The 19,329-nt window shown below is 73.3% G+C and carries 16 protein-coding genes; 8 read left to right on the top strand and 8 right to left on the bottom strand.

Annotation, left to right across the window (positions count from 1 at the left end; all coding sequences use genetic code 11):
* Positions 1-46 precede the first annotated feature (46 nt).
* From WME98_RS20730 to polA, 3 genes are read left to right on the top strand one after another with little or no spacing between them, the layout of a single operon-like run.
* Complete coding sequence (locus tag WME98_RS20730; RefSeq protein WP_437608622.1) at positions 47-250, top strand: hypothetical protein; 204 nt, start codon at positions 47-49, stop codon at positions 248-250.
* A gap of 19 nt (positions 251-269) precedes the next feature.
* On the top strand, positions 270-1,592 hold the full coding sequence (locus WME98_RS20735; RefSeq protein WP_437952846.1) for a carboxypeptidase regulatory-like domain-containing protein: 1,323 nt from the start codon (positions 270-272) through the stop codon (positions 1,590-1,592).
* A gap of 33 nt (positions 1,593-1,625) precedes the next feature.
* Complete coding sequence (gene polA, locus WME98_RS20740) at positions 1,626-4,328, top strand: DNA polymerase I (RefSeq protein ID WP_437952847.1); 2,703 nt, start codon at positions 1,626-1,628, stop codon at positions 4,326-4,328.
* Positions 4,329-4,605: 277 nt separating this feature from the next.
* Here the strand turns inward: polA and rpsT are convergent, their stop codons facing one another.
* The 4 genes from rpsT to WME98_RS20760 form a co-directional block, all read right to left on the bottom strand.
* Positions 4,606-4,890 (bottom strand): 30S ribosomal protein S20, encoded by a 285-nt coding sequence (gene rpsT, locus WME98_RS20745; RefSeq protein ID WP_129580564.1) that lies wholly within the window; start codon positions 4,888-4,890, stop codon positions 4,606-4,608.
* A 13-nt stretch (positions 4,891-4,903) separates the two neighbouring features.
* The gene (locus WME98_RS20750) at positions 4,904-5,092 is read right to left on the bottom strand and encodes a hypothetical protein (RefSeq protein ID WP_020741788.1); all 189 of its coding nucleotides are present in this window, start codon (positions 5,090-5,092) and stop codon (positions 4,904-4,906) included.
* 114 nt (positions 5,093-5,206) lie between these two features.
* Positions 5,207-6,796 (bottom strand): hypothetical protein, encoded by a 1,590-nt coding sequence (locus WME98_RS20755; protein WP_437952848.1) that lies wholly within the window; start codon positions 6,794-6,796, stop codon positions 5,207-5,209.
* Complete coding sequence (locus WME98_RS20760) at positions 6,793-7,380, bottom strand: RNA polymerase sigma factor (RefSeq protein WP_061624415.1); 588 nt, start codon at positions 7,378-7,380, stop codon at positions 6,793-6,795. Before WME98_RS20760 ends, WME98_RS20755 begins: the two co-directional genes overlap by 4 nt.
* Before the next feature lie 391 nt (positions 7,381-7,771).
* On the opposite strand from WME98_RS20760, the gene WME98_RS20765 reads away from it, so the two are divergent.
* Positions 7,772-9,100, top strand: a complete 1,329-nt coding sequence (locus tag WME98_RS20765) for a S41 family peptidase (protein ID WP_437952849.1) — start codon at positions 7,772-7,774, stop codon at positions 9,098-9,100.
* An 85-nt stretch (positions 9,101-9,185) separates the two neighbouring features.
* Here WME98_RS20765 and WME98_RS20770 read toward each other — a convergent pair whose 3' ends face one another.
* The 4 genes from WME98_RS20770 to WME98_RS20785 all read right to left on the bottom strand — a co-directional run bounded on the left by WME98_RS20770 (position 9,186) and on the right by WME98_RS20785 (position 14,385).
* Positions 9,186-10,433: an FAD-binding protein gene (locus WME98_RS20770; protein ID WP_437952850.1), complete on the bottom strand. Its 1,248-nt coding sequence runs from the start codon at positions 10,431-10,433 to the stop codon at positions 9,186-9,188.
* On the bottom strand, positions 10,412-12,196 hold the full coding sequence (locus tag WME98_RS20775; protein ID WP_437952851.1) for a glycerol-3-phosphate dehydrogenase/oxidase: 1,785 nt from the start codon (positions 12,194-12,196) through the stop codon (positions 10,412-10,414). Before WME98_RS20775 ends, WME98_RS20770 begins: the two co-directional genes overlap by 22 nt.
* Positions 12,197-12,295: 99 nt before the next feature.
* Positions 12,296-13,039: a glycosyltransferase family 2 protein gene (locus WME98_RS20780; RefSeq protein WP_020741795.1), complete on the bottom strand. Its 744-nt coding sequence runs from the start codon at positions 13,037-13,039 to the stop codon at positions 12,296-12,298.
* A complete protein-coding gene (locus tag WME98_RS20785) occupies positions 13,036-14,385 on the bottom strand; it encodes a protoporphyrinogen/coproporphyrinogen oxidase (RefSeq protein WP_437952852.1) in 1,350 nt (449 codons plus the stop codon). Before WME98_RS20785 ends, WME98_RS20780 begins: the two co-directional genes overlap by 4 nt.
* Positions 14,386-14,629: 244 nt before the next feature.
* Here WME98_RS20785 and WME98_RS20790 point away from each other — a divergent pair, with 244 nt between their 5' ends.
* From WME98_RS20790 to WME98_RS20805, 4 genes are all read left to right on the top strand, one after another.
* Complete coding sequence (locus WME98_RS20790; RefSeq protein ID WP_437952853.1) at positions 14,630-16,612, top strand: aconitase family protein; 1,983 nt, start codon at positions 14,630-14,632, stop codon at positions 16,610-16,612.
* Positions 16,613-16,746: 134 nt separating this feature from the next.
* Positions 16,747-16,977, top strand: a complete 231-nt coding sequence (locus WME98_RS20795; RefSeq protein WP_012241296.1) for a TIGR04563 family protein — start codon at positions 16,747-16,749, stop codon at positions 16,975-16,977.
* A 42-nt stretch (positions 16,978-17,019) separates the two neighbouring features.
* Entirely contained in the window at positions 17,020-18,111 is a 1,092-nt protein-coding gene (locus tag WME98_RS20800) for an alpha/beta fold hydrolase (RefSeq protein WP_437952854.1), read from the top strand.
* Positions 18,108-19,304 (top strand): hypothetical protein, encoded by a 1,197-nt coding sequence (locus WME98_RS20805; RefSeq protein WP_437952855.1) that lies wholly within the window; start codon positions 18,108-18,110, stop codon positions 19,302-19,304. The genes WME98_RS20800 and WME98_RS20805 overlap by 4 nt, the downstream gene beginning before the upstream one ends.
* Positions 19,305-19,329 lie beyond the last annotated feature (25 nt).

Below are 19,329 nucleotides of genomic sequence, written 5' to 3' on the forward strand. Positions count from 1 at the left end.
GCCGGTCGTTATGACCTCCCCCTCAAAACGAGCTAGGATGCCGGCCATGCGGTCCGGCACCTTGCTCCTACCTTTCGCGCTGCTCGTCGGGGCGTGCGGCGGCTCTTCCAGCGAGACGCCGTGGCCCGCCGAGCCAGCACGCCCCGCGCTCGGCCCCGCCGACGAGGCGGCGCCGGAGCCGATCGACTCGAACGCGATCCCCGAAGGCGCGGGCGAGGGCTCGGCCGGCCAGGCCGACGCCGGCCGCTGAATCGACGGCAGAGGACGGCATGACGGACAGCCGGACGGCGGGCGCGCAGCGAAGGGCCTGGCTCTCCGCGGCCCTGCTGTCCGTGGCGCTGCTGGTGGCGCCGCTCCTCTTCTGGCTGCTCGTGCCGCGCCCCGAGCCCGTGATGCCGGCGCGGCGCGAGCCCGCCTCGGCGCTGCTCCCGCCGCAGCCGGAGCACGCGGCGCCGCGCGAGGTCGAGGTCGAGCCGCCGCCGGCTCCGCCGCCGCGCGAGACGACGGTCGCGCGCGCTGAGCCGGTCCGCGGCGTCGTCCTCGATCCGGAGGGCCGCCCGAGCGCCGGCGCCGTGGTCCGCTGCCGCGATGAGCCGGGCATGACCGCGAGCGCCGACACCGAGGGCCGCTTCGAGCTGCCGCCCGAGGCCGACGGGTGCACCGCGACCGCGGCGCAGCCCCCGCTCGGGGACGCCGAGCCCACGCGCCTCGCCGCGGGCCGCGACAACGTCCTCCACCTGGTCGCGGCAGGCGCGATCGCGGGCGAGGTCGTGGATCAGTCGGGCAGGCCCGTCGAGGCGTACCTCCTGGCGATCGAGTCGTTCGTGCCGGCTGGGGACGCGGTGCGCGGGAGCGTCGACGGCCGCGCGCGCCAGGTGACCGATCCGGGCGGCGCGTTTCGATGGAACGCGCTCGCGCCGGGCCGCTACGTGCTGACGGTGAGCGCGGCCGGCCGCCCGCCGACGCGGAGCTCGGGGGTCGACGTCGAGGCGGGCCGCACCACCGAGGGTGTGAGGATCGTGCTGCCGCAGGGGGCGACGCTGAAGGGCAGGGTCATCGACGCCGCCTCGCGGGCGCCGGTCGTCGAGGCCCAGGTCGAGCTCGACTCCGTGACCTCGTCCGGCGCCAACGCGATCTCGCTCGTGCTCACCGACGCGAACGGCGAATACGCGCTCGAGGGGGTGCCGGCGCGCGGCCCGTTCTCGGTGCGCGTGCGCCACGAGGACTACATGTCCAAGATCGTCTCCGGCCTCGACGCGCGCGGCGCGGGCTCGGCGCGCGCCGACATCGAGCTCCGCATGTTGGACGACGGCGGATCGCGCGAGGAGCTCACGGGCATCGGCGCGATGCTGTCGGTCTCGTCGAGCGGCGTCACGATCGCGGGCCTCATCGAGGGCGGGCCCGCCGCGTCCGCCGGGCTCCAGCAAGGCGACGTCATCGTCCGCATCGACGGCGAGAACGCGAAGGAGCTCCCGCTCGCCGATTGCATCCAGCGCCTCCGCGGCCCGGTGGGGACGCGCGTCTCTGTCGGCGTCGAGCGGGACGGGCAGGTCATCGACGTGACAATGCGGCGCGACATCGTGGTTCGGTGAACGTCGGGGCCCCGAGGTGCTAAGGGTCGGTCCATGTCCACGCGCCCTACCGCGCTTCCCCCGGCCGGAGCTCCGGACGTCCTCTACCTGATCGACCTCTCGGGCTACGTCTTCCGTGCGTACCACGCGATCAGCCCGCTCTCGAGCCCGAGCGGCGAGCCGACGCACGCGACGTACGGCACCGTCGCGATGCTCGCGAAGCTCGTGGACGAGCGGAAGCCCGCGTACCTCGGCGTCGCGATGGACTCTCCGGGCAAGACGTTCCGCGACGATCTCGACCCGCGCTACAAGGCCCACCGGCCGCCGCCGCCGCCCGACCTCGGGGTGCAGATGAACCGGTGCCGGGAGATCGTCGAGGCGTACTGCATCCCGATCTTCATCCAGGAGGGGCTCGAGGCGGACGACCTCGTGGCCGTCGCCGTCGAGCGGGCCAAGGAGCGGGGGCTGCGCGTCGTCATCGCGTCGAGCGACAAGGACCTCATGCAGCTCGTCGACGGCGACCGGGTGATGCTCTGGGACGCGATGCGCGACAAGGTCTACGGGCACCCCGAGGTCGTCGCGAAGTTCGGCGTGCCTCCGGAGCAGGTGCGCGACCTGCTCGCCCTCGTCGGCGACAGCTCGGACAACGTCCCCGGCGTCCCCGGCGTGGGCCTGAAGACGGCCGCCGAGCTGCTCGCGCAGTTCGGCTCGCTCTCGGCGATCTACGCCCGCCTCGACGAGGTGAAGAAGCCTCGCATCCGCGAGTCGCTCAAGCAGCACGAGGCCGACGCGTTCCTGTCGCAGAAGCTCGTGACGCTCGACGGCAGCGCCCCGGTCTCGCTCGACCTGGAGACGCTGCGCTACGGCGGCGCGGACACCGGGAGGCTCCGGGAGCTCTTCACCGAGCTCGGGTTCTCGCGCTTCCTGAAGGCCGTCCGCGCGCCCGAGCCCACGGCGCGCGCGTCGACCTACCGGGTCGTCGCGACGCGCGAGGAGCTCGAGGCGTTCGCCAAGTCGGCGCGCGCGGCCGGGCGCCTCGCCATCGACGTGCACGCGACGAGCCGCGAGCCGATGAGCGCCCACGTCTGTGGCGTCGCGCTCGCCTGCGAGCCGGGGCAAGCCGTCTACGTCCCCCTGGGCCACCGCTACCTCGGCGCGCCGGCCCAGCTCTCGATGGGCGACGTCGACGCGGTGCTCGGCCCGCTGCTCGCCGACCCCGAGCTCCCGAAGGTCGGCCACGACGTGAAGTTCTGCGAGGTGGTCCTCCTGCGGCACCGCATCGGGCTCGTCGGCGTCGCGTTCGACACGATGCTGGCGAGCTACCTGCTCGATCCCGAGGGGAAGAACCAGCTCCACGAGCTCGCCGAGCGCGAGCTCGGCGCCATGATGCAGACCCTCGACGAGGTGGCCCCGAAGCGCCGCGGGCAGGCGCAGCGCGGCCTCGACGAGATCGAGATCGGCGAGGCCACCACCTACGGGGCGGCGTCCGCCGACGTCGCGCTCTCGCTCACCGACCGGCTGCGCCCGCGGCTCCGCGCCGAGCGGCTCGAGGATCTGCTCGTGCAGATCGAGCTGCCCCTCTCCGCGGTGCTCGCGGAGATGGAGCTCACGGGCGTCCTCGTCGATCCGCAGGCGCTCGCGCAGCTCGGCGCGCAGATGACGACCGAGCTCGCGGCGCTGGAGCAGAAGGCGCGCGAGATGGTGGGGCACGACATCAACCTGGCGTCGCCGAAGCAGCTCGAGACCGTCCTGTTCGACGAGCTCAAGCTGCGCTCCCAGCGCAAGACGAAGACCGGCCGCTCGACGGACGCCGACGTGCTGGAGACGCTGGCGGAGGACCACCCGTTCCCCGGCGTGGTGCTCGAGCACCGCGTCATCGCCAAGCTCAAGGGCACGTACGTGGACGCGCTGCCGCGCCTCGTGCACCCGACCACGGGCCGGATCCACACGCGCTGGAGCCAGGCCGTGGCCGCGACGGGGCGGCTCTCATCGCAGGATCCGAACCTGCAGAACATCCCGATCCGCACGGAGCTCGGCCGGATGATCCGGCGCGCGTTCGTCGCGCCGCCCGGGAGCGTGATCGTGAGCGCCGACTACTCCCAGATCGAGCTGCGCGTCCTCGCGCACCTGTCGAAGGATCCGGTGCTCGTCGAAGCGTTCCGCACCGGGCAGGACGTGCACGTGCGCACGGCCATGGAGATCTTCGGCGTCGACGAGGCGGGGGTCACCGACGAGATGCGGCGCCGGAGCAAGACGATCAACTTCGGCGTGATCTACGGGATGGGCGAGGCGGCGCTCGCGAAGCGCCTCGACATCTCGCGCGCGGAGGCGGCGCGCTTCATCGACGCCTACTTCGCGCGCTACCGCGGCGTGCACGAGTTCATGGAGCGGACGATGGCCGAGGCGAAGCGCTCCGAGTCGGTGCGCACGCTGCTCGGCCGGCGCAGGCTGCTCCCGGACCTGCGCAGCAGCGACCGGATGCGCCGCGCACAGGCGGAGCGCATCGCCCAGAACACCCCCATCCAGGGGACGGCGGCGGATCTCTTGAAGCTCGCGATGGTGCGCATCCCGCGCCCCGTGGTCCCCGGCGCGCGCATGGTGCTCACGGTGCACGACGAGCTCGCGTTCGAGGTGCCGATCGAGGCGGTGGACGAGGCGAAGGCGAAGGTGCGGGAGGCCATGGAGTCGGTCTTCCCGCTCGACGTGCCGCTCGTCGTCGACATCGGCCACGGCCCCACCTGGGCCGACGCTCATTGAGGGGCGGACACCCGCTTCGGATACGGGCCCATCTCGGCGTTTTCGGTGCTCGGCGTACCGGAGTACGCCTCCGCGCCGAAAACGCCGAGCTGGACCCGTCTCCTGTGCGGGTGCCCGCCGCTGGCGTCGTAGGTGGAGAGAGGGGCGGGGCTACGCTCGCAGCGGCCGCGACGGCAGCGGCGGAATGGCAACGGGCCTACGGTGGTGCGGGGGGACAAAACGACGACGCCCGCTTCACCTTGCGGTGAGCGGGGCGTACGTACGGAGGGGTTGTTGCTCAGCCCGCGGCGGTCTTGGCGGCGACGCTCGCCTTGTGCAGCGCGAGGGCCAGGCGGCTCTTCACACGCGACGCGCGCTTGGCGGGGATCGTCCCCTTCGAGGCGGCGCGATCGAGCGCGCTCACCGCGGCGGTGACCAACGCGGTGGACTCTTGCGGGACGCCCTTCAGCCCGGTGCGCGCCTTCTTGACGACCGTGCGGAGCTCCGACTTGGCGGCGCGGTTGCGCGCGGTCCTGGTGATGCGCTGGCGGTTGCGCTTGTCGGCGGATGCGTGATTGGCCATGAGAAAAGCTCTCCTACTTCTTCGCCTGCGCCTCGGCGGGCGTGGCAGCGCGCTGGGCGTCCGGCGCGTTCTGATCGTAACCCGCCGGATGGATCGGGAACTTGGGGGTGCCGTGAGCGCGCTCGAAGCGCTTGCGGCGGGTGCCCGAAGTGCGCGCCTTGCGCCGACGGATGCGCTGGGTTTGCTGAGTCGCGGAAACCATGGGGGCGCGCATTCTACCTGCGGGCACCCTCATGTCAACCGGGACGTGGGGCCCTCCGGTGCGCGAGTCCGCCCAGGTCCGCCAGGGGGTCGGGGCCCCCTGGATTCCCGAGAGCTAGGGCCGGATCGTGGCGTTCACCGAGAACGAGGGCTTCGAGAACGGGCCCACGTTCGCGGCCTTGAGCGCCGCCTGCACGCAGCTCGACTGGCCGTTCGAAGCCGCCCAGCCGCTGACGCTGACCTTGCTCACCTGGCCGGTCGACGAGAACGTGATCTGCGCCCGCGATACGTCGTCCGCGCCCGCGACGCACGCCTTCGCGTTGCCCATGACCGAGCCGAGCGCGGCCTGGACCGAGCCCTGCGACGGCTGCTCGGGGACGTTCTGCTGCCGCAGCGGGCCCGAGGCCGGCACCGGCGCCTCCGACACCACCGACGGCTGCTTCTCCCCCTCGTCGCCCACGGCGGCCTGCATGGCGGAAGGCAGATCCCCCGGCTTGCCCGCCGGCGTCGGCGCCGCCGCCACCTTTCCCTGCTCCGGCTTCGGCGCCGCGGCGGGCGCAGGCGCCTCGGGCGCAGCCGCTGGCGCCGCCGCGCCGGCGCCGACCGGCGCGGCGGCCGTCTTGGGCGCCGCGGCCAGCCTCTCCGCCGTCACCGTTTCCACCGGCTGCGGCTCGGACTCCGCGTTCTCCGTCGGCGCGGCGGGCGCGGCGGCGACCGGGGCAGCAGGCGTAGCCGGCTTCTCCTCGCGCGGCGCGGCGGGCGTCACGTCCGTGGTCGGCGCCGCCGCGGTGGCGGTCGCCGTCTCCTGCTGCGACGGCGCCTTCGTCTTCACCACGACGGCCACCGCGGCGGCCAAGCCCAGGGCCGCGAGCGCTGCGCCGGCGATCATCCCGCCGGACCGCTTCTTCGCAGCAGGCTGGGCGACGGGCGCGGACGGGGCGCGCGGCCTCCTCGCGGACACCGCCGCGACCGCGTCCTGCCTCTCGCTCTCGAGCGTATCGGCCATGCCGAGAGGCGCCTTCTCGGCGGCCTCCACGTGCTCCGGGGGGACCGACGCGCTGAGCCGGTTGAGATCGATGACGCCGGAGTCCTCGGTCACCCCCTCGGCCGGCCGCAACGCAGGCGACGACGCGCGCATGACGCCGGAGATCGACCCCCGCCCCGGCGGCGACGACACGCGCCCGGGCGGCATCGAGCCGCGTCCCGAGGCCGGCAGCGGCGTGGACAGCGGGCCGCGTCCGGACGGCACCGGCGTGGACAGCGGACCGCGCGCGGACGGCACCGGCGTCGAGAGCGCCGGGCTGCTCCCCGTCGCGCCGCTCGCGCGACCCGGCGCCTGGCTGGCGCGCTCGGCGATCTCCTTCAGCGACTGGCGTTTCTTCTCCGGGGGCCGCGAGGCGCTGCCGCCCGACAGGCGCGCTTCAGACTTCGAGGCCCTGCCTGCTTCCGATCCGTCCGCCATGGTACTGCGCTCTCCTGCGGTGCGTGCTTCTCGCGAAATGTCCCCGGCCTGCTCCTCGCCAGGCTCTGCGGCGAGATCCGGGGCTGCGAGGAGGTCGGCCACCGCCGCCGCATCCTCCGATCGCCGGGATAGAGCGACCTCGACGATGCGAGCTGCCCGCGTCTCCCACGCCGCCTCGTCGACGGTGGGGGCAGGCCAATCGTTGAGCATCTGGTCGAGGTCGAGCTTGCTGGTGACGTTCATTCGGCGTCCCCTCCGAAACCACGCTCCGCGAGGTATGCGCGGAGCTTGCGGCGCGCCTCGTGGACGCGCCAGGCGACTGTTCCTTCCGGACACCCCAGGATCCTGGACGCGTCCTCGTGGGGCACGCCGTCGATGCACACGAGGATGAGCGTCGTCCGCAGCGTGTCGGAGAGCGTATCGATGCCGTCGCAGAGCGCCGCCGCGAGCTCGCGCCGCTGGGTCGTCGCGGCCGGATCGACGCCGTGGCTCGGGCGCGTCTCGAGCAGCAGCGCCTCGATCCGCGGATCGTCCGTGGGGGTCGAGTTCCTGGTCGGCTTGCGCGCCCGGATCATGTTGAGCGAGAGGTTCACGGCGATCCGGTAGAGCCAGGTGAAGGGCTCGCTCCGCCCGTCGAACCGATCGAGCGCCTGATAAGCCCGGACGAAGGTCTCCTGGGTCACGTCCTCGGCCTCCGCGCCCGAGCGGACGAGGTGGAACGCCAGCCGGAAGATGCGCTTCTGATATCGACGGACCAGCACCCCGAACGCCTGGGCATCTCCGCCCCGGGCTTGATCGACGAGCTCACGATCGGTGGTCTTGGCCATCCTAGCCGCCTCGCGGTGCGAATTGTCTCCCGCGCACGGACGACAGCGCAGCCGCGGACAGCTCTTCGCGACGGCCGCTGACCGTCTCGGCGAGAGAAGCCCCTCGCGGCAAGCCCTGCTTCGCGGAGGCGGAGCAGGGCGATGAGGAGGCAAGTTCCACGTTCAGGCGCGCGAAGATAGCCGAACACTCCTCCTAGGACAAACCATGCGCCCTGGACCTTGGGCGTCGCGGCGCGACTTCGACCGGCCCGGCGGCACGCCCGCGCCGGCGCGCCCCGGCCGGCGCTTGCCCGGCGGCGGCGCCCTGGCCGGCGCGGCGCCGGGCGGGCGCCGATCGGGGCGCGGCCGGCGCGCTGGCCGCGCTCGCCCGCGTCGCTGCTATGGTCGGCGGATGCGACGCTTCTCGAGCTGGATGCGCACCCTGGGGCTCATCGCTGCGGCCTTCGCAGGGGGGGCGGCGACTTCCCACCTCGCGGGCGCGAGCACCCAGGCGCAGAGCCCCTACGCGCCGCTCGAGCAGCTCGCGCGCGTGCTCGTGCTCGTCGAGAACAACTACGTCGAGCCGGCGCAGCGCAACAAGATCATCGACGGTGCCATCAAGGGCATGGTCGCGGAGCTCGACCCGCACTCCGCGTACATGAACGCCTCCGAGTTCGCCCAGTTCCAGGAAGAGACCGGGGGGACGTTCGGCGGCGTCGGCATCGAGGTCGACACGAAGGACGACCAGATCACCGTGATCGCGCCGATCGAGGGCTCGCCTGCGGCGCGGGCGGGCATCCGCTCCGGCGACCAGATCATCGCGATCGACGGCCGACCCGTGCGCGGCGAGCGCCTCGACAAGCTGGTGAAGATCATGCGCGGGGCCCCCGGCTCGCGGGTGAAGCTCACGATCCGCCGGCAGGGCGCGGCCGAGCCGCTCACGTTCGACCTCGCGCGGGAGCAGATCCACGTCACGAGCATCGCCGCGAGGCGCCTCGATCGCGACGTCGCGTACGTCCGCGTGAAGCAGTTCCAGGACGGCACCCACGAGGAGATGCTCCGCGCCGCGGCGACGCTGCGCGCCGCATCGAAGGCGCCGCTGGCCGGGGTGATCCTCGACCTGCGCAACAACCCCGGCGGCCTCGTGCACGAGGCGGAGGCCCTCGCCGACGAGTTCCTCTCGTCGGGGACGATCTACTCGACGCGCCAGCGCAACCAGGTCGTCGACGAGGCGAAGGCGCACGACGGCGGCGCGTTCGCCTCGCTGCCCGTGGTCGCGCTCGTGAACGAGTACTCCGCCAGCGCCGCCGAGCTCGTCGCGGGCGCCCTGCAGGACAGCGGTCGCGCCACGGTCGTCGGCGCGACGACCTTCGGCAAGGGGTCGGTGCAGACCATCTACGAGCTCCCCGGGGGCGCCGGGGTGAGGCTCACGACGATGCGCTACTACACGCCGAAGGGGCGCTCGATCCAGGCCCAGGGCATCCGGCCGGACATCGTCATCGAGAGCGCGCAGCAGCCGCTGCCGGCCGCCATCCTCCGGGAGCAGGACCTCGAGGGGCACCTCCCCGCCGAGGGATCGATCGGCGACGGCTCGCCGAAGGCCGTGCTCGTCGAGAAGCGCGCGCAGGCCGCGGCGCGCGGCCCGGAGGGCGACGTGCCCGCCGATCCCACCCGCGGGAGCGATTTCACGCTTGCGGTCGGCTACCAGCAGCTGCTTCGCGCGATCCCGGCGAGGCGCTAGCGCGAGCACACGCGCGGAGCGACGGGCGCCGACGGCCCCTCGCGTCCGCGTCGGCCCTCGGCGCCGGCATCGATCCTCGGCGGCGTCAGGCCTCGGCGCCGGCACGGAGCCCGGTCGTCACCGCGTCGAGCACGGTGCGCGCTCTCCCGGCGATGGTCGCCCCCGCCGCCAGGATCCCGGGGGCGGCGCGGACGCCGTCGCACCGCACGCCCACCGACTCCAGCGCGCCCGGCCGCTCGCCGCGCGGCCAGGCGACGACATCGAGCTCCGGGCCCTGCATCGAGCTCACCACGCCGAACGCGCCGCGCGCGTCGCCCAGCGTGACGGGCGCCTCGACCGAGAGCGCGAACGGCGCGCCGCCGCGCGCCGGGAGGTCGGGACCGGCGCCGCGCTCGGGCGGGGCATACGCGATGCCCCCGCCGGCGAGGCCGCCGATCGCCAGGATCACCGCGTCCGCGGCGAGCGGCACGTCCTCGCCCTCCACGTGGACCGAGACGCCCTCGCCCGGTCCGCCCGGCCCCCCGGGGTCACCGCCCACCGCGCGCACGCGGCCGTGACGCCGCGCCGCCCCGATCGCGGCGAGCAGCGCGTCGCGCGCCGCCTCGAAGCGGAGCCCCGCCGGCGAGCCGGCGCCGATCAGCGCCTCGCCCACGGGGACGCCGAGGCGCGCCGCGAGCGCCTCGGCCCGCGGCGCGCGCGCGCCGAGCCAGGGGCCGAGCAGGATCGCCCCCGCGCCGCCCGCGCCCTCGAGCGCCTGCCGGAGCCGATCGAGCAGCCAGGAGAGCCGCGCCGGATCGTCGTGCCGGGCCGCGAGGTCGCCGTCGGCGATCTGCCGCTCGTCGTCGAAGCGCAGCACCGGCGCGTCGACCGGCAGGAAGCGGAGCCCCCGCGCCCGGGCGAACGGCTCGTCCGTGAGCGCCTCCGCGAGCGCGTCGGCGTCCCAGGCGGCGCGCGCGGCGCGCGGGATGAGGACGCGCGTGCGGCGGAGCGAGCCGAGGTCGAGCAACGCGCGATCCCGGCCGCGGGCCGGGCGGATCCGGCCGGCGACGGTCGCGAGGCGCACGCCGGACGCCTGCGGCACGTCCCACAGGCCGAGCTCCGCCGCGAGCTGCCTCGCCGCCGGCGCGAGATCGCTCGCGGGCAGATCGCTGCCGAGCAGCCGCGCGGCCCGCTCGACCTGCTCCCACGGAACGTCGTCGACCGCGCCGCCCGCGAGCGCCGTCTCCCCGACGCCCGCGGAGATCACGGTGACCTGCGCCCCGCGCCGCCTCGCGCTCCACGCGGCGGCGAGCCCGGCGACGCCGGCGCCGATCACGAGGATCGATCGCGCCACGCCCTCTCCTCCGGCTCCCGCGCGGAGCGCGGCGACCGGCGATCGCTGTCCTCGCACGCCGCCGCGGTCGCCTCGTCGCCCGCGGGCGCGCCGAGCTCCGACCGCACGCTGGCGATCGCGAGCGCCTCCTGCCGCGCCTGCTCCGGGCCGAGCGCGACCGCGCGCGTCATCGCCTGCCGCGAGAGGAACTCCACGGCCTGCCGCATCCCGTCGCGCGGCGGGAGCGAGAGCTCCTGCGCCACGATCTGCCCGCACCGCGCCGCGCAGCGCATGCCCCCGCACGCGCCGAGGCCGAGGCGCGTGCGGCGCGCGACGTCGGCCACGCTCCGCGCGAGCTCGTGCCGGAGGACGTAGCGCACCTCGGCCTCGACGACGGGCTCGCAGGGGCACACCGTCGCCGCCTCGCGCGGCCGCTCGCGCACGCGCTCCTCGATCCGGAGCGCGCGGGAGCCGTGGCGGTAGACGAGCCGCCGGGCGGCCACCGCGTCGATCTCCATCCGCCGCGAGAGCGCGAGCGCGTCCACGGGGCGGTCGCCGCCGGGCAGCGCGGTCGTGTGCGTCACGCAGCGGGCGCCGAGATCGAAGCGCCGCGCGAGGACGTCGGTCATCTCCTGGGCGAAGAGCCGGAAGCTGGCCAGCTTCCCCCCGATCATCGAGTAGAGGCCCGGCGCGCCGTGCGCCGCGTGGTCGATGATCTGGTGCTCGCGCGAGAGCGCGTCCTCGGTCGGCCCGTACGCGTAGAGCGTGGGCCGCACGCCCGCGTACGTGCCGATCGCGCGCGCCTCGTGGATCTGAGGGAACACGCGGGCGATGCCCTGGACCAGGTACCTCACCTCCTCGCTCGTCGCGCGGACCTGATCGAGGTCGCCGTAGAAGTCGTCGTCGGTCGTGCCGATGACGCTCATGTTCTGCCAGGGCTCGAGGAAGATCTGACGGCCGTCGATCGTCCTCGCCATGATCGCGTAGTTGGTGAGGCGACGGTCGAACACGACGTGCACGCCCTTGCCGGGCCGCACCCGCGAGCTCGCGGCGGGGAGGCCCGCGAGCGACGCCGTGATCGGCGACCACGCGCCGGTCGCGTTCACGACCGTGCTCGTGCGGAGCCGCCCGCCCTCTCCGGTCACGCGGTCCCGGTAGCGCACGGCGACGACCTCGCCGGTGTCCTCGCGGCGCTCGACCCGCTCGACCGTGTGCCCGACGTACACCTTGGCCCCTCGCTCGATCGCGTCGACGGCGTTGGCGATGCAGAGCCGCGCGCCGTCGATCCCCCACTCGTCGAAGCTGAAGCCGCCCACGAGATCGCCGTGCAGCCCCGGCTCGAGCCGCCGGAGCTCGTCGGGCGAGAGGCGCGCGTGCGGCTTGCCGCGCTTGAGCGGCTGGTACTTGTCGTACGCCTCGAAGAAACCGTCGGCGAGCGTGTAGAGGATGCGCCCGTGCCTCGCGTCCTCGAACGGGACGAGGAAGGGGATCCGGAACAAGAGGTGCGGCGCGATCGCCTGGATGTGCCCCGAGTCGCGGCACGAGTTCTCGGTCACGTGCGGATCGCTGGTCAGGTACCTGAGCCCGCCGTGGATCATGCCGCTCGAGTTCCCGCTCGCGCCGAACGCGAGATCGTTGCGCTCGAAGAGGGCGACCTTCAGGCCCCGCTGCGATGCATCACGCGCGACCCCCACGCCGTTCACACCGCCGCCGATGACCACGACGTCCACGTCGGTGTCGGCGCGGCGGGCCGGCCTTGCGGCGCTCGAGGGGAGGATCGTCACCTGCGGCGTATTAGCATGCCAGAACTTTTCCACGAGCGGGCCCAGCCTCGCGCGCGGCGCTGCAGATGCTGGCCGAGGCCGCCCGTCCGAGGCCGGCCGTCAGCCGCGGACCCGGATCGCCCAGGTCAGCTTCGCGAGGTTGCGGAGCACGTTCGGGACGCGGCGCGTGAGGTTGATCGAGGGGCGCCGCTTCTCCAGCACGCGGACGGGGATCTCCTCGATCCGCAGGCCCGCCCGGTAGGCGCGGATGACGAGCTCGCTGGCGAAGACGTCCTTGTCCACGACGCACTCGCGCACGATCCCGAGGAGCGGCTCGCGCAGGAACGCCTTGAGCCCGTGCGTGTCCGTCCCGCGGAAGCCGAGCGTGGCGCGGAGGAGCCCGTTGTACATCTGGCTCGCCGCGTGCCGCGCCCACGGGCGATCGTCGCGCGCCCCCTGGATGAGCTTCGAGCCGATCACCATGTCGACGCCGCCCGCCCGCAGCATCGCGATCGCGCGGCGCTGGAAGTCCACGTCGCACAGGTCGATCTCGTCGCAGAGGACGAAGCGCCCGCGCGCCCGCTCGATGCCCGCGCGGAGCGCGGCGCCGTAGTTCGGCTCGCCGATCGAGAAGTGCCGCACTTCCGCGTACTTGCGCTCGAGCTCGCCGGCGATGGCGAGCGTCCCGTCGCGCGAGCCGTTCTCGGCGAGCACGAGCTCCCAGCGCCACCCGAGCGGCAGCAGCCGCTCGCGCAGGTCCACGACGGCGGCGTGGAGGATCGCCTCCTCGTTGTAAACGGGGATGACGATGGAGATCTCCGGCGCTTCGCCCGCGTCCCCGCGGCCAGGCTCGGCGGCGCTCACGGCGCACCTCCGAGGAGGGCCTGCGCGCGGAGCGCCGCGTCGCGCCCGAAGTGGAGCGCGTCCTCCATCGAGGAGTAGTTCCAGCCGCCGTACCGCCCGCACGAGAGGATGCGCTGGCCCTCGAGGAACGGCCGCACGGCCTCCAGCGACCCGAAGTAGCTGTGATCGAACACGACGTACGCGTGATCGATGCGGCGCAGCCGGGCGAAGCGGACGGCGCTCGGGGCGGGGATGAGGCCCATCTCGACGAGGCCCTCCGCGACGCGGGGGAGCAGCGCCGCGAGGTCGGGCTCGGCGCGATCGGCGAGCTCGACGTAGAGGCAGGCCTTGCCCGGCGGGGCCATGGCGGGGGAGAAGTTCGAGTAGCAGCCCACGCGGTAGAACGGGTACTTCGCCTCCGGGACGTAGACCCAGTGCAGCGGCTTCCCGCACGGGGTGTCGAGCGCCACGTCGAGGTAGTGGAGGTGCGTGCAGCGCAGCCGGGAGGCCGCCTCGGCGACGGACCGAGGCGCGTCCGCGAGGAGCCTCACGAGGGCAGGCAGCGGCGCGGACGAGATCAGCACGTCGTACCGGACGATCTCGTCGTCGAACACGAGCTCGCGCGCGCGCCAGTCGATCGCCGCGGGCGCGCGGCCGAGCTCGATCGCCGGGGCGCCCGCGTCCCGCGGCCGCTGCTCGGCGAGCGCCCGCGCGAGCCCGTGCGTCAGCTGGCCGATGCCGAGCCGCGGATAGAGGAACTTCGCGTTGTAGCCGAGCTCGCGGTCGTTCAGCCCGACCGCTCCGGCGAGCACGTCCTCGAGCTTCGGCAGCGGGACGAAGCGGGAGCACCAGTCGGCGGTGATCTCGCTCGGGTGCACCCCCCAAAGGCGGCTGTTGTAGGGGATCATGAAGTGGCGGCTGATCCCCTCGCCGAAATGCGCCAGGCAGAACTCCTCGAAATTCTTGGGCTCGGGCCGGTCCTTGGCGAAGTGCGCCTCGATGAAGCCGCGGAGGCACTCGTAGGCGACGGCGGGCGGCAGGCCGAAGGTGTTCGCCTGGAACGGATAGCGGGTGTACGTGCCGTTCGACCAGATCATCGAGCGCCGCTCGATCTCGAGGGGATCGGGGCCCAGCCAGCCGAGCGCGAGCGCGCGGGTCGCCGGGTCGCGCAGGTGGAGGAGATGCCCTGTCCGATCGAAGCGGAAGCCGTCGTCCTCGAGCGTGATCGCGTGGCCGCCCGGGCGCGGCAGGCGCTCGAACAGCCGGTGCGGCACGCCCGCTCGCCCGAGGTGGTACGCGGCCGCCATGCCCGTCAGGCCGGCGCCGAGGATCGCGACGGGAACGCTGGAAATCGTGGGTCGGGTCATCGCTCGCGGCCCGGCCGCGGCCGCGGCCGCGAAGACACCACCTCCCCGGTGCGCGGTCAAGGCGCGGTGCCCGGCCGGGGCGCTCGCCCATGCTGGATTTCCTGCCCTCGGCGTGAGGCGGCCCGAGCTCCGCGCGCGCCGGCGAAGAGCGCCGTTGGCGCCTCCGCCCAGAGCGACTAAGTGTGTCTAGGTCCCGTCGCGCGCGCCCGGCGCTCCGCGGCGTCCGAGGTATCCGAGGTCGAAGATGCCCATCCCCCGCCGGAAGTCGGTCCAAGTCACCGGGAGGACCCTCTACCTGACCGAGGACCCGGAGCTCTTGAAGCAGCAGCTGGCGGGCGGCGAGCTTCGCTTCGATCCCGCGCAGCACGCGCTGATCGACAACATCTCGACCGACGAGCTCACGCCGGGCTGGGTCTGTTACTACTACGACGAGACGCTCGCCCGGTACTGCCTGGTGGGGCTGCGCGGCGGGCTCGTCGAGCGCGACGCCATCAAGAACGGCGGCTTCGGCGTCATCGTCAGCGGTCGCTCGAAGGGGTGCGGCAGCTCGCGCGAGACGGCGCCGTACTCGGAGCGCGAGGCCGGGATCCAGATCGTCGTCGCGCGCAGCATCGAGAAGATCTACGGCCAGAACTGCCAGAACATCGGGCTGCTCACGACGACCGACCTCTCGCTCCTCGATCGGCTCGCGCGGGGCGAGGAGATCGCGATCGGCGAGTTCACGCGCGGGCTCGACCCGATCAGCGCCGACGTCGTCGAGTACGGCGGCCTCTTCGCCTACAACAAGGCGCGGATGGCCGGCGAGGTCTCGCCGCCGACGCTCGACACGCCGCCGCGGCCCATGACCCTGTGCGAGAAGATCATCGCGGCGCACGCGATCGTGGACGCGAGGGCGGGCAAGATCGGGGTCCCGTCGGTGAAGCCGGGCGACGCGCTCTTCGTCCGCATCGACGTGCGCTTCTCGCACGAGTACGTCACGCCGATGGCCGAGTCGCTCTTCCGGGCGGGCTTCGGGCCGGACGCGGTCGTGACCGAGCCGGAGAGCGTCTTCGCCTTCCGCGATCACCTCACGTTCCTCGATCGCGTGATGCCGGAGGCGCACCTCAAGCTCGGCCTGCGCGAGCAGGCGGCCTCGCTCGCGACCGTGCAGCAGGCCTTCACCGAGCGGCACGGGGTCAAGCTGTACGGCGAGGTCGAGCGCGACGGCAGGACCGTGGGCTCCGAGGCCATCTGTCACAACAAGGTGATCGAGGAGCTCGCGCTGCCGGGGCAGATCGTGGCCGGGACCGACTCGCACACCTGCATGGCGGGCGCGCTCGGGTGCTTCGCGTTCGGCGTCGGCTCGACCGACATGGCGAACGCGTGGCTGACGCGCGACGTCCGCGTCGCGGTGCCGCAGTCGGCGCGCTTCAACCTGACCGGGCGGCTCGGGCCGGGGGTCACCGCCAAGGACGTGATGCTGTTCCTGCTCTCGCAGCCGTTCTGGAAGACCGGCCAGGGCATCGGCAAGGTGCTCGAGTTCGCGGGCGACGGCGTCCGCGCGATGGGGCTCGACGAGCGCGCGACGCTCACGAACATGGCGGTCGAGGCGGGCGGCTTCACCGGCATCATCGAGGCCGACGAGGAGATCGTGCGCTACCTCGTCGAGCAGCGCGGGCTCGCCGCGGAGGACGTGCGCGCGCGCATCGTGCGCGCGGACGCCGGCGCGGAGTACGTGGCGACGTTCGACATCGATCTCGCGGCGATCGAGCCGATGGTCGCGACGCCCGGCGATCCGCGGAACGGCGTGCCGCTGCGGTCGCTCCGTGAGGTCGCGGGCGGCGAGGTGAAGATCGACATCGCGTACGGCGGCTCGTGCACGGGCGGCAAGAAGGCCGACATGGACATGTACGCGTCGGTGCTGCGCCGCGCGGTGGAGCAGGGCAAGCGCGTCGCCGACGGCGTGCACCTCTACATCCAGTTCGGCTCCCAGGACATCCGCCGCTACGCCGAGGCGAAGGGCTACCTCGAAATCTTCGAGAAGGCGGGCGCTGAGCTCGTCGACCCCTCCTGCGGGGCGTGCATCAAGGCCGGACCCGGTGTATCCGACCGCAAGGATCAGGTCACGGTTTCGGCCATCAACCGGAACTTCCCGGGCCGAAGCGGACCCGGCCGGGTCTACCTGGCCAGTCCCCTGATCGTCGCGGCCAGCGCGATCGCGGGGAAAATCGCTTTCCCGGAGTCATGACGCAGAGCGCCTATCGCGGAGTTACACACATAGTGGCCGCAATCGGCATCATGGAAAAACGAATGCTTTCCACGGAAGTGCGCCGTACGCTAAGGTGCTCTTCTGTGGCGGATCGGGAGGAGCCCCAAGAGCGTATGACCGACAAGGACACGCTGGCGAAAAACAACGAAGCCTCGAAGACGGACAAGCGGAAGCAGAGCCTCTACTTTCCGGAGTCGATGCTGCAGGAAATCAAGGAGGAAGCGGCGCGGCTCGATCGCTCGCTTTCTTGGGTCGTGCAGCGCGCGTGGAAGCTGGCGCGGATAGACATCAAAAAGCTTCCGAGTGTCAACGACGTGGCTGACGACGAGGACAGCGGCGACTAACATCGCCGCGAGCCTCGCGTAAGCCGCGTCGCTCGGGGATCGATGGGTCGAGAGCTCTTCGCCGCCGGGAAGGACGGCACGCGGATCTATGTCCGCTACCGGGAAGGTCCCGGCGGCATCGGAAGCTTGGCCAGCGGGGTCGGGGCGGGCTCGGAACGCCTCACCGCGGTGCTCTGTGACGGCATCGCGTGCGACGGCTTCATCTGGAAGTACCTGTGGGACGACCTGGCCCGTACGGTCAACGTCGCCCACTGGAACTATCGCGGCCACGGGCGGAGCAGCCTGCCGGTCGATCCGAAGGCGGTCGAGCTCCGCGACCACGCGAGCGATCTCGTCGCGGTGCGCGCGGCGATCGGCGACGGCCCCGTGGTGCTCTTCGGGCACTCGATGGGCTGTCAGGTCATCCTGGAGCACCTGCGGACCCACCGCGAGGGGGTGCGCGGGCTGGTGTTGATCTGCGGCTCGTCCGGCAGGATCACCCACCATTTCAAGGGCACGGACGTGCTCGCGCAGCTCCTGCCGCGGCTCATCGAGCAGGTTGATGCGTACCCGCACATCGCGCGGGCGATCTGGAGCCGCGTGCCCGCGCCGATGGCGCTGCGGATCGCGCTGCTCGCCCGCGAGGTCGACGCGAGCGCGGTCACCCCGGCGGATCTGCTGCCGTACATGCGGCACATGGTCGACATCGACTTCTCGATGTTCCTCCACATGCTGCGCAGCGCCGGCGAGCACTCGACGCTCGATCTGCTCCCGCAGATCGATCTTCCTGCGCTCGTGATCGCCGGCGACCGCGACACGTTCACCCCGCCGCGCCTCGCCGAGGAGATGGCGGCGGCGCTGCCGCGCGGCGAGCTGATGATGGTGAGCGGCGGCACGCACGTCGTCCCGCTGGAGCGCAAGAAGATGGTCATCGAGCGCGTGGAGCAGTTCCTGCACGAGCGCGTCCTCGGTGGAGCCCCGGTCGGGAGAGGCGCGAGCGTCGGGCCCTCGCAGGCGTCGGCCAGCGGGGAGATGCCGCACCTGCCGACGGAGGATGGATCGGCGCAGCCTTCGGCCAGCGATGAGTCGGCGCAGCCTTCGGCCGAAGGAGAGCCCTCGCCGGGGGATCCGCGCGGGCTGTCGAACGACCGATGAGCCGCCGCGCACCAGACGGACCAGCGCGCGGGCGGCTGCGACGGCGCGGCGGCGCGGCGGCGCGGCGCCTGCTCGTCGCGGCGGCGCTGATCGCGGCCTCGTGCGCACGGCCGTCGTCCGAGCAGGGCGGCGGGGCCGCCGGCGCGATCGCGGCGCTGGCGGAGAACGAGATCGCGCTTGCGCCCGGCGGGGTCCCGGCGCGCTCATCGGGCGAGCCGCCCGCGTCCCCGGCGCCGCGCGTTGGAGCGGCAGGGGACGCGCAGGTCGCGCGCGCGGCAGGGGACGCGCAGGTCGCGCGCGCGGCGGGGGACGCGCTGGTCGCGCGCGCGCTCCAGCGCTCTCCGCTGCGCGCGCTCCGGCTCACGGGCAAACCGACCGACGGTCGATTCGAGGCGATCCTGGCCTTCGGCGCGGGCGTCGAAGCAGCGGCCCCCCGCGAGGTGAAGGTGAAGCTCGCGCCGGCGCAGAAGAAGGCCCCGCTCGCGTTCCGGCGTCCGGTCGCGTTCTACCGGCTGGCGAGGGCGCTCGGCGCGCACGTCGTGCCCGCCGCGACGGCGCGCCGGATCGGCATCGGCGAGCTCGCGGCGCTCATCGGCCGCGAGCCGAACGGGCGCAAGCTGCTGCGCCGCTTCGCGGTCATGAACGACGGGACGGTCGACGCGCTGGTCCTCGCGCCCGCTCCCGGTCCGCCCGGACCGCGCTGGGTGTCGTCCCGGCGGCGGTCGGTCCGGTTCGATGACGCGCCCGAGCTCGACGTGTGGGCGCGCTGGGCGCGCGCTCGATCGCCGGCGCGCGGCGAGCGCGCCTCGATCCTCCGCGATTACCTGGAGGTGCTCGCGCTCGACTACCTGGCCGGCAACGGGCTCCGGAAGGAGATCGTCATCGACGTGAGCGCGGGGGCCCTCAGCCTCGAAGCCAACGCCAGCGCGTTCCCGCTGCACGTGAAGGCGCACGAGCTGGATCGGCAGCTCGATCGCCTGGTGGAAGCCGCGCGGTTCCCGCGGGCGCTCCGCGACGCGCTCGCGCGCTTCGGCCCCGAGCAGGCCGCCGCGGCGCTGCGCCCCGGCGGGATCGAGGACGAGCTGGTGCCGCCGCGCGCCCTCGTCGAGCTCGAGGAGCGGCGGCAGGCGCTGCTCAGCCTCATCGAGGCGAAGATCGCCGACCGGGGAGAGGACGCCGTCCTCAGCCTCTAGCGCGGCGCCCCGGCCCCGCCTCGGC

The sequence above is a fragment of the Sorangium sp. So ce296 genome, from assembly GCF_051529605.1.
Taxonomy (GTDB): domain Bacteria; phylum Myxococcota_A; class Polyangia; order Polyangiales; family Polyangiaceae; genus Sorangium; species Sorangium cellulosum_D.